This is a genomic window from Mesorhizobium sp. LEGMi-168a (assembly GCF_058312955.1).
On the sequence record NZ_JBZEGV010000011.1, the window covers coordinates 1 to 14,941 of the forward strand.

9 protein-coding genes and 1 pseudogene are annotated in these 14,941 nt (G+C 60.5%); 8 read left to right on the forward strand and 2 right to left on the reverse strand.

Features of this window, described 5'->3' with window-relative positions; translation table 11 throughout:
- From AC4FWB_RS16200 to AC4FWB_RS16220, 5 genes are all read left to right on the forward strand, one after another.
- Window positions 1-1,015: amidohydrolase family protein (locus tag AC4FWB_RS16200; RefSeq protein ID WP_491027223.1), on the forward strand; the 1,015-nt coding region annotated here is incomplete at its 5' end.
- A gap of 5 nt (window positions 1,016-1,020) precedes the next feature.
- Window positions 1,021-1,818, forward strand: a complete 798-nt coding sequence (locus AC4FWB_RS16205) for an iron-sulfur cluster assembly protein (protein ID WP_491027224.1) — start codon at window positions 1,021-1,023, stop codon at window positions 1,816-1,818.
- Between the two features lie 76 nt (window positions 1,819-1,894).
- The gene (locus AC4FWB_RS16210) at window positions 1,895-3,526 is read left to right on the forward strand and encodes a molecular chaperone GroEL (RefSeq protein ID WP_491027225.1); all 1,632 of its coding nucleotides are present in this window, start codon (window positions 1,895-1,897) and stop codon (window positions 3,524-3,526) included.
- Window positions 3,527-3,556: 30 nt separating this feature from the next.
- Window positions 3,557-4,600 carry an NAD(P)-dependent alcohol dehydrogenase gene (locus AC4FWB_RS16215; RefSeq protein ID WP_491027189.1) on the forward strand — a complete coding sequence of 348 codons (1,044 nt, stop codon included), beginning with the start codon at window positions 3,557-3,559 and terminating at the stop codon, window positions 4,598-4,600.
- Window positions 4,601-4,668: 68 nt separating this feature from the next.
- Window positions 4,669-5,358, forward strand: a complete 690-nt coding sequence (locus AC4FWB_RS16220; protein ID WP_491027226.1) for an aquaporin — start codon at window positions 4,669-4,671, stop codon at window positions 5,356-5,358.
- Window positions 5,359-5,450: 92 nt separating this feature from the next.
- On the opposite strand, the gene AC4FWB_RS16225 is transcribed toward AC4FWB_RS16220, so the two are convergent.
- Together AC4FWB_RS16225 and AC4FWB_RS16230 are read right to left on the reverse strand one after the other, a co-directional pair.
- A complete protein-coding gene (locus tag AC4FWB_RS16225) occupies window positions 5,451-7,529 on the reverse strand; it encodes a sigma-54-dependent Fis family transcriptional regulator (protein ID WP_491027227.1) in 2,079 nt (692 codons plus the stop codon).
- Window positions 7,530-7,629: 100 nt separating this feature from the next.
- Complete coding sequence (locus tag AC4FWB_RS16230; protein ID WP_491027228.1) at window positions 7,630-8,103, reverse strand: hypothetical protein; 474 nt, start codon at window positions 8,101-8,103, stop codon at window positions 7,630-7,632.
- 1,832 nt (window positions 8,104-9,935) lie between these two features.
- On the opposite strand from AC4FWB_RS16230, the gene AC4FWB_RS16235 reads away from it, so the two are divergent.
- The 3 genes and pseudogenes from AC4FWB_RS16235 to AC4FWB_RS16245 form a co-directional block, all read left to right on the forward strand.
- Entirely contained in the window at window positions 9,936-12,947 is a 3,012-nt protein-coding gene (locus AC4FWB_RS16235; RefSeq protein WP_491027229.1) for an SPM autocatalytic domain-containing protein, read from the forward strand.
- Window positions 12,937-14,040 (forward strand): calcium-binding protein, encoded by a 1,104-nt coding sequence (locus AC4FWB_RS16240; protein WP_491027230.1) that lies wholly within the window; start codon window positions 12,937-12,939, stop codon window positions 14,038-14,040. Before AC4FWB_RS16235 ends, AC4FWB_RS16240 begins: the two co-directional genes overlap by 11 nt.
- Window positions 14,041-14,054: 14 nt before the next feature.
- Window positions 14,055-14,756: pseudogene (locus tag AC4FWB_RS16245) on the forward strand (calcium-binding protein); the annotation flags it as partial.
- Window positions 14,757-14,941: the final 185 nt, after the last annotated feature.

Genomic DNA, 14,941 nt, shown 5'->3' on the forward strand with positions numbered 1-14,941 from the left:
GACACCTGAAGGCAAGGATATCTTCGTGGTCGACGGCCACACCCATTTCTGGGACGGCAGCCCGGAAAACCAGAAGAACATCCACGGCAAGCAGTTCATCGACTGCTTCTATGCCTATCACACGGGCTTGAGCCCGAAGGAGCAGCTCTGGGAGAAAGGCAAGTTCGAGAAATACAGCGCCGACGATCTCTATCGCGACCTGTTCATCGACGGCCCGGACGACGTGGCGATCGTCCAGTCGACCTATCTGAAGGATTTCTACAAGAACGGCTTCAACACGATCGAGCGCAACGCCGAGGTCGCCAAGCGTTATCCGGAGCGCTTCATCGTCAACGGCGCCTTCGATCCGCGCGACGGCGAGAAGGCGCTGGAATACATCCACTTCATGAAGGAGACCTACGACATCAAGGGCGTGAAGATGTACACGGCCGAGTGGAATGGGGCCTCCAAGGGCTGGAGGCTCACCGATCCCGATGCCTACAAATGCTTCGAGCTGTGCGAGAAGCTCGGCATCAGGAACATCCACGTCCACAAGGGCCCGACGATCATCCCGCTCAGCAAGGATGCCTTCGACGTGCATGACGTCGACCATGCGGCGACGGATTTCCAGGGGCTCAACTGGATCGTCGAGCATTGCGGCCTGCCGCGCCTCGACGATTTCTGCTGGATCGCGACGCAGGAAACCAACGTCTATGGCGGCCTGGCGGTGGCGCTTCCCTTCATCCACTCGCGCCCCCGCTATTTCGCCGAGGTCATCGCCGAGCTGCTGTTCTGGATCGGCCCGGAGAAGATCCTGTTCGGCTCCGACTATGCGATCTGGACGCCGCGCTGGCTGGTCGAGCGCTTCTGGGCCTACGAGCTGCCGGAGGACATCAAGAAGGAGCGGGGCGTCGATCTCACGCCCGAAACCAAGGAGAAGATCCTCGGCCTCAACGCCGCGCGCCTCTACAACATCGACATCGATGCCAAGAAGAAGGCGCTCGCAAGCTCGCCCTTCAGCATCGCGGCGGAGTAGGGACCATGGCAACCGCCAACGTTTCCGGCAGCCGCGAGAAGGAGCTCTGGCGGCGGCTCGGCGAGGTCAACGACCCGGAGCTCGACGAACCGGTCACCGAGATGGGCTTCGTCGAGCGGGCCGAGGTCAGCAGTGACGGCAGCGTGGAGGTCGACTTCCGCCTGCCGACCTACTGGTGCTCGCCCAATTTCGCCTTCCTCATGCTCGACGGCGTGCGCAAGGCGCTCGACCAGCTCTCCTGGTCGCCCGCCTATCGGGTCAAGCTGCACGATCACATGTTCGCGGAAGAGGTCAATCGCGGCATCGAGGCAGGCAAGACTTTTGGCGAAATATTCGCCGGGCTTGCCGGAGACCAGGACATCGGCGCGTTGCGCGAGACCTTCAGCAAGAAGGCGTTCAAGCGGCGCCAGGAAGCCGTGTTGCTGAGCTTAAGAAAGCAAGGGCTGACGGATCGCGAGATCCTCGGCATGGACTTGGCCGCGTATGACGTCGCCCGGCTCGGGTCCGGCGACGCAGCCAGCCAGAAGGCGAGATACCGGGCAGCGCTGGTCGAGCGCTTTCCGGCGCGAAGGCAGGACAATCCTGTCTTCGTCACGTGGGAGGGGCGGCAAATCCCACCCGCGGACCTCGATGCCTATCTCGCCGAACTGCGTGCCGTGCGCATCAACATGGAGTTCAATGGCGCGCTTTGCCGTGGGCTCAAGCAGGCAAGATACAAGGAACTGGACGTGATCGACGGAGAGCCGACGCTGGTCGATTTCATCCTGTACCGCGTGCCGGAGCGAAGCGCGCCGGTCACCTAAGCAGAACCGAAAGCAACGGCCTCCTTCGCACGAGGCCCCCAACCAACAAACCGCCCGTAAGGCGGAAGGAGGAGTCATGCCCAAAATTATGCTTCACAATTCCGAGGCGCGCCGTGCCCTTGCCCGTGGCGTCTTCCGGCTGGCGACGGCCGTTGAGCCTACGCTCGGTCCCAAAGGCATGAATGCCATGATCGACCGGCCGATCGGCACGCCGATGGTGACCCGCGACGGCGTCAGCATCGCGTCGGAGATCGAGCTCCACGATCGCTTCGAGAACATGGGCGCGCAGGTTGTCCGAGAGGTGTCGATGCAGACCAACGAGGTCGCCGGCGACGGCACCACGACCGCCATCGTGCTGGCCAATGCGCTGATCCAGGGTGGCATCGACGCGAATGAGCGCGGCGCGAAATCCGTCGATCTGTGCAAGGGCATCGAGCTTGCCGTAGGGGCGGTGGTGGCGGCCCTCAAGGCATCGGCCAAGCCCGCCAACGGTAACGGCGTACTCGCATCGGTCGCCAACATTGCCGCGACCGATAGCAAGCTTGGCGCGCTGGTGGCGGAAGCGCATCAGCGCGTCGGGGTCGATGGCGTCATCACCACCGATTTCAGCGTAACCACCGAGACCACGCTCGACGTGGTCGAGGGCATGTCGTTCGACCGCGGCTACCTCTCGCATCACATGGTGACCGACCAGGAGAAGATGGAGGCCGTGCTGGAGCGGCCGTTCATCCTGATGACCGATCTCAAGATCAAGGAGCCCAAAGCGCTCGAAGCCGCGCGCCGCATCGCCGACGAGGCCGGGCGGCCGCTCCTGATCGTGTCCGAGGAAGTGTCGCCGGAAGTCGTGGTGACGCTGCTCGGCAAGCACGGACCCGGCAAGTACCTCGTCGTCCATCCGCCGGAATACGGCCATTGGCGCAAGGCGATGATGGAGGACCTGGCGATCATCACCGGCGGCAGGGTGATCGCCCGCGACCTCGGCGGTCGGTTGGAGGACATCGCGGTCGACGATCTCGGGACCGCCGACCGGGTGAAGACCAGCTCGTCCTACACCACGATCATTCGCGGCGGCGGCGACCATGACGCGATCGCGTCACGGCGCGCTCAGGTGCAGCGGCAGTATGAGGCCGCGCCGCCGAACATCGAGCAGGACAAGCTGCGCGAGCGCCTGGCCAAACTCTCGGGCGGCACCGCGATTCTTTACGCCGGTGGCGTCACGCCGGTCGAGCAGAAGCGGACGATCCAGCTGATCGAGGATTCGCTGAATGCGGTGCGCGCGGCTTCCGAGGAAGGCGTGGTCGCCGGCGGCGGTTCGGCACTTGCCCAGGTCGCGCCGATGCTCGACAAGGTGGCGGCCGATGTCGACGGCGACGTCGCCGAAGGCGTGCGCCTGGTCCGGTCGGTGCTGATACGGCCGCTATGGCGGATCGCCGCCAATGCGGGCGCCGATCCCGAAGCCGTGGTGGCCGAGGTGACGCGCATCAACGGCGGCTACGGCTACAACGCATCCGCCGGCAGCTACCAGAACATGTTCGAGGCCGGGATCATCGACCCCGTCCGCGTCACCTATACGGCGCTCGCCAACGCGGCTTCCGTGGCGACGCTGATCCTGACCACCGAAACATTGATCGGCGACCTCGCCGAGGATGAGGACCCGACCGCCGGGCCGGCGCTCGGCGGCGGCGCGGAAAAGCTTGGCCGCGCCTGAAACAATTCCCGGAACCGAGAGGACACGACGATGAAAGCTGCGAGACTCTACGAATACGATCCGAAAATGAACGTGAAGCTCAAGATCGAGGACGTCGCCGCACCGACGATCACCGCGCCGGACGAGGTGATCGTGCGCGTCGGCGCCGCCGGCTTGTGCCGCACCGACCTCCACATCATCGAAGGCGTGTGGAAGCCGACCATGGATCCCGACGGCAGCCTTCTGCCCTACATCATGGGGCACGAAAATGCCGGCTGGGTCGAGGAGGTCGGCAGCGGCGTCAGGTCGGTCAAGCGCGGCGATGCCGTGATCTGCCATCCGTTCCGCTCCTGCGGCATCTGCCTCAACTGCCGCCACGGCGAGGACATGTACTGCGACAACGGCCAGTTCCCGGGCCTCGGCATGAATGGCGGCTTCGCCGAATACTTCATCACCAGCGAGCGCTCGCTGATCAAGCTCAACGCCAACGTCACGCCGATCGAGGTGGCGCCACTGGCCGATGCCGGGATTACCGCCTACCGCGCCGCCAAGCGAGCCGCGAAGCTTCTGCGGCCGGGCAGCTACTGTGTGCTGCTCGGCATCGGCGGGCTCGGTCACATCGCGCTGCAGTCGCTGCATGCGATTTCCGGCTGCCGCATCATCGCCGTCGATCGCGAGCCGGCGGCTCGCGTGCTGGCCAAGGATCTCGGCGCCGACTTCGTGCTCGATGGCGGGCCGAACGTCATCGAGGAGGTCAAGGCGATCACCGGCGGCGGCGCCCATGTGGTCATCGACTTCGTCGGCGAGCTCGGCGTCGAGAACATCTGCTGGAAGATGGTGCGCAAGGGCGGCCAGCTGTTCGTGGTCGGTTACGGCGGCGCCGTCAACGTGCCGACCGCGCATCTGGTCATCGAGGAGATCAACATCGGCGGCAGCCTGGTCGGCAACTTCACCGAGCTGGTCGAACTGATGGAGCTCAACGCCGACGGCAAGGTGAAGATGCACTACACCGAGTACAACCTCGCCAGCATCAACACCGCCCTCGACGACTTCAAGAACCGGCGGTTCACCGGCCGCGGCGTCATCGTTCCCTGAAAAATCCTGGACCGGATGCCGTGTGGAGAAGCGCCGCCGGTCCAGACCGCTACTACCTGGAGAGGAAAATGAACAAATACATCTGTGAATTCGTCGGGACCTTCGCGCTGGTGTTCTTCGGTTGCGCGACGGTTCTTTTCATGCGCGCCGAGGTGGGCCTTCTGGGCGTCGCCATGGCGTTCGGGCTTTCGGTGGTCGCGATGGCCTATGCGATCGGACCGATCTCGGGAGCACACCTCAATCCGGCCGTCAGCCTCGGCTTCTTCGTCTCCGGCCGGATGAAGCCGAACGATCTGATCGGCTACGTCGTCGCGCAATGTTTGGGGGCGATCGTCGCATCGGCGGTGCTCTATGTGATCGTAGAAGGCAAGGGCGGTGGCTATGATGTTGCCGCGAATGGTTTTGCTCAGAACGGCTGGTCGGCCTATTCGGTGACTTCGGCGTTCCTGTTTGAGGCGGTCGCGTCGTTCCTGTTTCTGGTTGTCATCCTTCGTGCGACCGCCGAAGGCGGCGCAGGTCCCCTGGCCGGACTGGCGATCGGGCTGACGCTGGTCATTATCCATCTTGCCGGCATTGCGGTGTCCGGATCTTCGGTCAATCCCGCCCGCTCGCTCGGCCCGGCGTTGTTTGCCGGCGGGACGGCGCTGTCGCAACTCTGGCTCTATATCGTTGCGCCGTGTTTCGGTGCTGCCGCTGCGGGCCTTGCATTGCGCGCTGGCATGGTCGGTGCGGGCGAACCGGCGCCGCAGGCCGCCTGATCAGCGGCCCTTGGGGGGCCGGCTCGATCCTGCAGGTCAGCATTTCCCCAAACCCATGGCGCGAATGCTATGGGTTTTCTCTTTGCCAGATGTCAGACGAAGCCGCGCCGGATGCCGTATTGCTCGAGCTTGCGATAAAGGGTCGGGCGCGAAATGCCGAGTCTCTGAGCGACCTTGCTCAGATTGCCGTTCTCCGCTGCAAGGGCGTTCCTGATCGCCTGGCGCTCGGCATCCTCGAATGTGAACACCGGCGCCTTGAGCATGGCCGCAGGATGATCGTTGTGCATGGTCGTGTCGTCGCGATTCCCCGCTGTGATTTCCCAGGGGAGGTCCTGAAGGCTGATGGTGCTGTCGCGCGCCAAGATATGCAGGCGCTCCACCAGGTTTTTCAGCTCGCGCACGTTGCCCGGCCAACGATAGGCGAGCAGCGCGTCGAGCGCGTCGCTTGAAAATTCCAGCGGCTCGTTGCCGACCTTGGCAGCAATCTGGCGATTGAAATGCTCGACCAGCAACAGCACGTCGTCGCCGCGCTCGCGCAGGGCGGGGACGCGGATCGAGACGGCTCCGATCCGGTAATAGAGGTCACTGCGGAAGCGACCGGCCGCGACTTCCTGCTTGAGATCGCGATTGGTTGAGGCAACCAGGCGGACGTCCACCGGCCGGCCCCTGCTGTCGCCGATGCGGTGGACGATCCGCTCTTCCAGCACGCGCAACAGGAACGGCTGGATCTCGAGCGGCATCTCGCCGATTTCGTCGAGGCTGAGCACGCCACCGTTGGCCTGCTCGAAAACGCCCGCCTTGCCTTCGCGAGAGGCGCCGGTAAAGGCGCCGGCCACGTGGCCGAACAACTCGCTGCCGAACAGCTCCTTGGTGATGGCGCCGCAATTCATGGCGATGAACGGGTCATTCTCCGTACGCCGGCTGCCGGCATGGACGAGCCGCGCGAACAGCTCTTTGCCGACCCCGGTTTCGCCTTCTATCAGCAGCGATGTGACGCCGCTCGACCGGGCCACGCGCGAGGCGACATCGATGGCGGCCAGCAGCTTTTCGCTTTCGCCGACGATCATCGACGTCGCTGCCTGCAGCTGTTTGCTCGCCTCCCTGTTGATCACCGCCACGCCGGAAACGACCGGGGCGGCCGGGAACACCAGTGCTGCGCCGCTCAGATTGCCGTCCAGCTTCAGGGGCGTGACATGGCAGGACCGCAGGTGCGCCGGCAATGCCTTGGCGAGATCGCTGTCGGAGCCGGACGCCGGCAGGTTCATGAGCCAGCGACCGCAGCCCGGCTCCATCGGGCCATCTGCCATCTCCGTCATGTCGCCATTGGGGACGTTGTTGCAGAAGATCGCCCGGCCCCGATGATCGACGATCACCAAGCCGTCTTTTCCGCGGTAGCCAGGTGCGGAGGAAATGAAGGCTTCGAGCAGGCGGGTGCGCTGTTCCTGCTGTTGCTCCGCCAGCGCCTTTTCGATCTGCCTGGCGGTGGCGGCGACAAGCGCGGTGTTGTGGGGGCGGAAGATCGGTGAATAGCCCGACAGGTCGACGACGCCGATGATCTTCCCATCCAGTGGATCGCGGATCGGCGCGCCGGCGCAGGTCCAGCCTTTGATGCCAGCGCAAAAATGCTCGGCCGCATGGACGAAGATCGGTTCGCCGGTCCAGAGCGCGGTGCCGATGCCGTTGGTTCCGACAGCGCCCTCGTTCCACTTGCCGCCGATTGCGAGATGGATGTCCATGCCGTCATGCAGGGTCTTCTTATCGCCGATGGCTTCGATTAGCACGCCGTCGCTGTCGGCGAGCACTAGCATCGCTCCCGTCCCTTCCAGCAGCGGGCCAAGAGAGGCGAACGGCCGCCGCGCCGCCGAAAGCAACTCGGCGTTGGCGTGGGTTAGATACTCGATCTCGTCGCGATTGCTGTTGAGAGGTGCCTCGACACCCTGCGCGTTGATCCCGCCAGTGGCGCTGCGGTACCAGGAATCGTGGATCAGCGAGCGGACCTGGACTGGATCGCGCGCGCATTTCGGCGCGTCGGACAGAAAGTTTTCCCAGGCGCGCATGGTGGCGCGCTCGTCATAGTCGACGGTGTCCAATACCAGCTGTCCGGTGGCCATCGGCGCGCGCGCCGGAAGAGCACCGGTCTTCATCTGGTTGGCGTCGATCCCGCGTTTCATTCAGTCATCACAGAACCTTTGGGGGCACGGTACTTCTGTATGCTGTCGGGCTGCAGTCTCGAGCGTTGAGCACGCCCGGTACGGTCGTTCGCAAGATGCGTTAGGCGATGCCGAGTTTCACTCCGATGTCGGCAGCAAGCTGTTCTTCGGTGTAGGTGACCGCGAGCCGGGATCCGTCCAGATCGGCCAGCGCTTGTGCCAAGCTTTCATCGACCGGCGAGAAGAATCCGTTCTGCTTCGTCGCCAGGACAAAGACCTGTTCGCCGCCCCGGTTGCGGATATCGCCGATATGATGGAGTTGGCGGCCAGTATTGCGGTCCACCGAGATCACCCGGCCATTGATGGTGACGCGGATGGATGGATCTGCCTCGGCGGCGACTGGCGAACCACCGCCGACATGAATGATCAGGCCTTCGGCTTTAGGCTTCTGGCGTGGTTTCCTGGATGCCGAATAGCCGCCGTCGCTGATCTGGTCGGCAAGGCGCACAATCGTCGAGCGGTTCTGTTCAATCAGTCGCTTGACCTGAACATCCTCGCGCCGCGGGCCATCCCGCTTGGAGATGATTTCGACCATGAATCCTCCCAGATTCACCCGGCTTGTTCGTGCCTGGATCGCATCTTCTTTTTCTGACCCTACACGACCTCGGTGAGGTTCGCCATTCGTTGGCTAGCACAAAAAATTGTTTAGCCGGTAGCAGGCGGCTGCTACAGGCCGCTCAAGGTCTGCGAATTCGGAACATCGATCACATCGAATTTACGAGCATTCAGTGACCCTCCACAATTTACAAAATGTCATGTAAGCTATTGATTTTAATGGCGCATGTTAGAGTTCTATCATCTCGTGGTCTCAGCGTTCTCAGTGGTGCCAATCGGTGGGCGTTGGGCTGAGGATCTTCCCGGCTTCTTAATGTAACGCGTAGCTCGCCCGTCACGGTTCTTCGCAGGATGGTGCTAACGAACTGATTGAGCTTAGAACCTGGGTGCGAATGGCCGCTTCAAGTCAGGGCCGCGACAATGCCTCCGCCAACCCGAATGTCGGCTCTTGAATTCTCGCGCCCCAAAGCTGCCTGACTGCTTCCGGCCCCGTTCCAGACAGTCCTAGCTAGCCGTCCAGTTTGCGCCTGCATCGGAAGTAGCCGCCGCTGCTAGCAACCTGAAGCGCTTCTCCTTCTTCCTTCGCTTAGAGCGGTTTCATAGATCTCCAGCGCAGACTGCAATCCGGTTTGCATTTCTCTGCAACGAACATCCCAATTTCAAGTCGCGCGGCCATCGCTGACCGTGCCAGAACCATAGGATCTGCGAAATTCGCCGTACTAGTCTCGAGCAAGAAATACGGCGGCTTTCTCGCCAACCCATTGAAAAGATTGGTGATCCCGACAGGAATCGAACCTGTGACCTACAGATTAGGAATCAGAGGGTGGCCTTTGCGGCAAGACAAGATGTGGGGGCTTCGTGCCAGATAAGACCTTCTAGGCATTGCTGAGTTAGTGCACGGCGTTTTGTGGCGCGGAACGATACGGAGCAATGCGGGAAGACTTGGAGATTTAGCCCACGAAAAAGGCAATGAAATCAATGGCCGTGATTTGCCCTCCGGGCCCACCATTATCATTATTTATCAATGACTTAGCATCATATTTTGGTTGGGTTAGCCAAGTCAATATCGGCGAACCTCTGGGCATCCCATTGATTTTGTTGATTTATGGTGGGCTCCCGAGGCCCATCGGATGTAGCAGATGGATCACGGCGAGCAAGGGGATCGCCAGTCGACTCAAAGTCGGGTGACTCGGAGCTTCGTGTCTACGTGCGTGGTGGCCGATGGTTTGTCGGGAAAAGGGCCATCCGGACGGTGGCGCTAGCAGCAGCGACAGCACACCGCCTCCGAAACATGCGAAAATAAGAACAAAAGGCGACATATACCTTGCGTGCGCGTCTTCGCGCAGTCGTGTATTCGCCTCGGATCGGCGCGGTAAGTCGTCTGTTAAATTAGACTTGGCTAAACTTCGGAAATATTTCGTGGTGGCCCACATCAGGGTCTTAACAGTCGATCACGGGTATGTTACCGATTTGCAGGGGCTAGTGCGACGATAATCGCTGCAACCTCACAAAAGCGTGGTTCCAATTTTGAAATGAAAACTCTGCACGCGAGAGCGGATTTGCATTCGACTGGCGTAGACTAACACAACACGGGTTCTAACAATGCTGCTGGGCGTGATCGTAGTATGCGGGATTGCGGCACTTTATATTTTTTGGCGCTTCGATTTGTTTGATACCGTAACGATGAAGTGGCGAAGCGCGTCTAGCGGCACGATGCAGGCTGCGTATGTAGCTTTTCACATCATTCTTATAGTAGCGGCCATTAGTCTATTTTTATACAGTTGATACCGTTAATTTTTTGGGGGGAAAATTATGAAGACATTCGGTATAGGTATCACAACTTCCATTGGAGAAGTTGGTGAACTCGGCTTTCAAAGGGCGTTCGTGCGCGACGGCCTTACAGGTCAGTGGTATTATTCTGAAACGACATTCTCTGGGCTCGGTGTAGGAGTTATTCCCGTTGACGGTTCTGTTGATGTGTTTGTGTTGCGCGACGGCCTTGGAGTGGGTGCACTGGAAGGGCCTGGTAGCTTTGGGTACCTGGCAAGTCCAGTTAGCGCCGGTCTTCTGCGATCGAATGGCCAAGTCATCGGCGTTCAGGGGGGATTTGTAACTAATTTTTCCTATGGCGCCGGTAGCACAAATACAGTGCTGACCCCGCTTAGCGAGGCTGCGCCGGCCATCTTGGAGTCGTTAAAAGGCCCTTTGCTGGCTGCAATGTATGGATTCGCTCTGGGAGGGCCCTATGCCGCCATTGCAGCGTTCGCTTGGGCCTCGATCCTGTCGCCCCTATTCAATACGATTCACGACCCTCTTGCTCTCGATTTAGACGGCGATGGCGTCGAACTATCACCGCTGGCTGGCTCCACGATCCATTTCGACTACGACGGCGATGGCTTTGCCGAGCGAACCGGCTGGGTTTCACCGGATGATGGCATCCTTGTCCGCGATGCCAACGGAAACGGCATTGTCGATGGCGCATCCGAGCTCTTTGGTTCCTCGACACAAGACGGCTTCGCCGTTCTGGAGACTTTTGACACCAATGGCGATGGCAAGATCGATACATCCGACGCAGTCTTCAGCACGCTGAAGGTCTGGCAGGACCTGGACCAGGACGGCGCGGTCGATACGGGCGAAATGGTGACGCTGGCGGAAGCCGGCATCGTCTCGATCTCGCTGACGCGCACCGATGTTTCCGGGACCAATGCGGGCCATGATGTCGGTTACGGGGGCACGTTCACGCGGGCCGATGGAACGACCGGGACGGCGCAGACGATCTATTTCCAGACCGATCGCCAGGATACACGTGCCGACAACACCCCAAACTTCACGCCAGCCGAGGGCGTCGACAAACTGCCGCAGCTTCCGGGCTCCGGCCAAATCAATTCGATCGCATGGAAAGCCACGCAGGACGGCGCTTTCAAGGCGGATTGGACTGCGCTGGCTGACGCTGCGGCAACCATCTCGCCCGATCAATTGCGCGCAGCTTTCGAAGACCTGCTGCTGCGCTGGGCGTCGGTGGGCGGCGTCGCGGAAGGGTCGCGCGGACAATATGTCGATGCCCAGCACTTGGCCTTCGTCGAAAAATTCTTCGGCGTCGAATACAAGGAAGTCTATGCCGGGCAGCAGACCACGACCTCCCCGACGACGGAGCAGTTTGGCGCCAATATCGAGGCGAGTTTCGACCAGATTGTTGATGCGATGCTCACCGCCTTCCTGGCGCAGACTGTCGGCAGCACGATCGCCAGGGGTGGCGACCTGACCGCCGCGCTGGAGAGCCCATATTTCTTCTACGCTTTGCTCGATTTCCGCCATGAGTGGCCCGATGGCACCACGCCGCCGGAAACGCCCGGCAATGTCGGCATGGTGCTCGACCTCATCAAGGGGATGATGCCAGACGGCGCAGGCGCAGCGGCAAAATATCTGGCCAAGTCAATCAGTGGGCTGAATGGCGTGGTATCCGCAGCCTTCGAAGGCAACCGAGCCGCCTATGTGACAACCACCAACACCGTGCTTTCGACGATCTCCGATCACGATCTGCGCCTGATCGCCACTGAGATCGCCGGCGGCACGGCTGCGCTCGGCAGCGATGGCGCCGACGGCATGGTGCGAGCCGAAGGCGACAGTCTCTTCATCGGCGGCAAAGGCGACGACCTGCTGGTTTCGGGAGCTGGCAGCGACCTGTTCGTCTATTCGCGCGGCGACGGCACGGACTATATACGCGATTCCTCGACCTCCCTGGTAGAGAAGGACACTTTGTTCCTTACCGATCTTGCGGCGAGCGACCTTACTTTCGAGCGCGTCGGCGACGACCTGATCCTGAAGATTTCGGGCACGACCGAAAAGATCGTGACGGAGGATTTCTTCGCCGATTGGGGCGTCAAGAACCGCGGTATCGACGAGATCCGCTTCGCCGACGGTTCGGTCATGAACCGCGAACAGATCCGCAGCCATACGACCACGGTCGGCGATGGCCGCGACAATCTCGTTCAGGATACGGCGGGCAACGACGTTCTGCAGGGCGGCAAGGGCCACGACGAGATCCGGATCAGTGGCGGCAACGACACGATTCTTTATGCCGCGGGCGATGGATTCGACGTCATCAACGACACCAGTGGCGTCAAAACCGAAAACGACAGGCTGGTGCTGGCCAACATCATGCCTTCAGACGTGGAACTCGCGCGCGCCGGCGATGCCTTGCTGATCAAAATCCTGGCAACAGGGGAAGTGATCGCCGACCAGTCGTTCTTTCGGAACAGCGGGAACCCGACCGCTGCTGACGGCTGGAACAACCGCGGCTGGGGCATCGACCAGATACAATTTGCAAGCGGAGCCGTCTGGGACCGGCAAACGATCGTCAAGGAAGCTTGGATCAGAGGAGACGATCGCGCGAACGGGCTTGCGGGTTCCGGGTTGAACGACACATTCGAAGCTGGGCATGGCAATGACGTGATCTCGGGCGGGCTTGGGGCCGACACCTATTTCTGGAAGAAAGGCGACGGCAGTGATGGGATCATAGACTACGGCAACAATGCTACGGAGATTGACAAGTTGGTCCTCTCCGACGTCTACGTCACTGATGTGAAATTCTCCTACTCTGGCGACAGTCTAGCTATCACCGTGGAATCCACCGGTGAGGTCATATCCGTCGCTCGCTTCTTTCGAAGGTGCCGACAATCTCATCGAGGATTGGGGGCAGACGCCATTCGGTATCGACGAGATCACCTTTGCTGGCGGGACAACGCTCTCAAGGCAGCAGATTTTCTACAAGACAGGCGTAGATTATCTCGGCCGCGAGTTTCATACGAACTCCTTGTACGTTAACGGCGATCTGCAATGGGCCTATTTTGTCGATGAATTCGGCAACTCTGGACGCATAGTTGGCCCAACACCGCCTGGCGTCGGACCTCATGAAGTCTTTTCAGGTTATGTCGACTCCCAGGGCAATGACAACTACGACGACGTTTTTCACGAGTCCGACGGCCACAATTCGGTAGACGGTCGCGGCGGCAATGATTTCCTCACAGGTGGTGCCGGCAACGATTCTCTGCTGGGCGGCAACGGCAACGACCTGCTCTTCGGCGACGAACCAATGCCCGGCTATGGAGGATCCGGCTCGCCAGAGGCACACGGCAACGACTATCTCGATGGCGGCAACGGCAACGACATCCTCTATGGCGGAAAAGGGAACGACACGCTGCTAGGCGGCGGAGGTGTCGATCAGCTCTATGGCGGCGACGGCTCCGACTATCTGCAGGACAAGAGTGTAGAAAGCGACATATTCGAAGGCGGCAAGGGGGACGACATCATTGTTTCCGCCGGTGTGCGCGGCGCCGGCAACGGCGGTGCTGATACCGGGAACGATACTTTCATCTATCATCTTGGCGACGGCAACGACATCATCTTTGACGGGTCTTTTTCTTTCAGCGAGACTGATCGGCTGGTACTTGCCGACATCAACTCTGACGAGGTGGAACTTTCGTTCAACGGCGACGATCTCGTCATCACGATGTTCGAGACCAACCAGACGATAATCAACGAAGACTTTTTTTGGAATTGGGGTACTGTCGGGCAAGGCATCGACCAGATCGAATTCGCCAACGGCGCTGTCTGGAATCGTGCCCAGATGCGTTCGCATGCCGAGGCGACCTGGTTGCGCGGCACGGACGCTCGGGATCTGCTGCAGGACAATGGTTCCTGGGCTGAGACGTTCTTCGGCGGGCTGGGCGATGACCTGATCGTATCGGCCTCCGCAAGAGGATTAAGCAACGGTGGCGCCGCCAACGGCAACGACACATTCATTTATCGCCGTGGCGACGGAAATGATCTTATCTTCGACGGCTCTCATTCTTTGTCCGAGGTGGATCGTCTGATCCTGACCGACATCAATGACGATCAGGTGAGCTTTCCAGAATAGGCGACGATCTGCTTATCAAGGATATCGTGACGGGGCAGACGATCACCAATGAAGGTTTTTACTGGAACTATTCCGGCGCTGCCCAGGGCGTGGATGTCATAGAGTTCGCCAACGGTGTCGTGTGGGACAGGGCGATCCTCCGCGAGAAGGGCTGGTACCGAGGCGGCGTAACCAACGACACGATCCAAAGCGGTCAAAGTTTCGACGATACTTTTGTTGGCGGGCTGGGCGACGATTTGATAATCTCCGCTTATGTGCGCGGCTCCGCAAACAGCGGCACAGCCAACGGCAACGACACATTCATTTACAATCTCGGGGATGGCAACGACCTCATTTTCGACGGGTCCCATTCCCTTTCGGAAACGGACACGCTGATTCTGAATGGGATCAACCCAGAGGATGTCGCGCTCTCTGTTTCCGGGTACGATCTGCGCATTTCGGTAGCTTCGACCGGAGCCCAAATCATCGATGAGGGTGCCTTCTGGAGCCGGAGTACGGTTGGCCAAGGCATCGACCGTTTCGTATTCGCGGATGGCACTATCTGGAACCGTGAGGACATTCGCTATTGGGCGCAGGAGGGCTCGGCGTTTTACGCGGGGACCAGCGCCAACGAGACGCTTATCGGCTCGTATTTGGACCAGCGGATCCAAGGCGGTGGCGGCAACGATTTCATCGATGGTAAGGCAGGCGCCGATCTGTTGTTCGGCGACACTGGTGACGACACGCTCTCAATGAGCATCGCTGAGTTAGGAGACGTCGACGCGTTTGACGGTGGAGCGGGGGTCGACACAGCGACGTTCGCGAATTTTGGTGCTGCAATCCGAGTTGACCTCGTCGAGAACCAGGGAGAAGCGAAGACAAGCGACGGTCCGTCGGTGCAATTCGAAAGCCTGCGGCTCAT

Coding starts and splice junctions, on each gene's coding strand:
- AC4FWB_RS16205 (WP_491027224.1), top strand. CDS start 1,021: ATGGCAACCGCCAACGTTTCCGGCAGCCGCGAGAAGGAGCTCTGGCGG.
- AC4FWB_RS16210 (WP_491027225.1), top strand. CDS start 1,895: ATGCCCAAAATTATGCTTCACAATTCCGAGGCGCGCCGTGCCCTTGCC.
- AC4FWB_RS16215 (WP_491027189.1), top strand. CDS start 3,557: ATGAAAGCTGCGAGACTCTACGAATACGATCCGAAAATGAACGTGAAG.
- AC4FWB_RS16220 (WP_491027226.1), top strand. CDS start 4,669: ATGAACAAATACATCTGTGAATTCGTCGGGACCTTCGCGCTGGTGTTC.
- AC4FWB_RS16225 (WP_491027227.1), bottom strand. CDS start 7,529: ATGAAACGCGGGATCGACGCCAACCAGATGAAGACCGGTGCTCTTCCG.
- AC4FWB_RS16230 (WP_491027228.1), bottom strand. CDS start 8,103: ATGGTCGAAATCATCTCCAAGCGGGATGGCCCGCGGCGCGAGGATGTT.
- AC4FWB_RS16235 (WP_491027229.1), top strand. CDS start 9,936: ATGAAGACATTCGGTATAGGTATCACAACTTCCATTGGAGAAGTTGGT.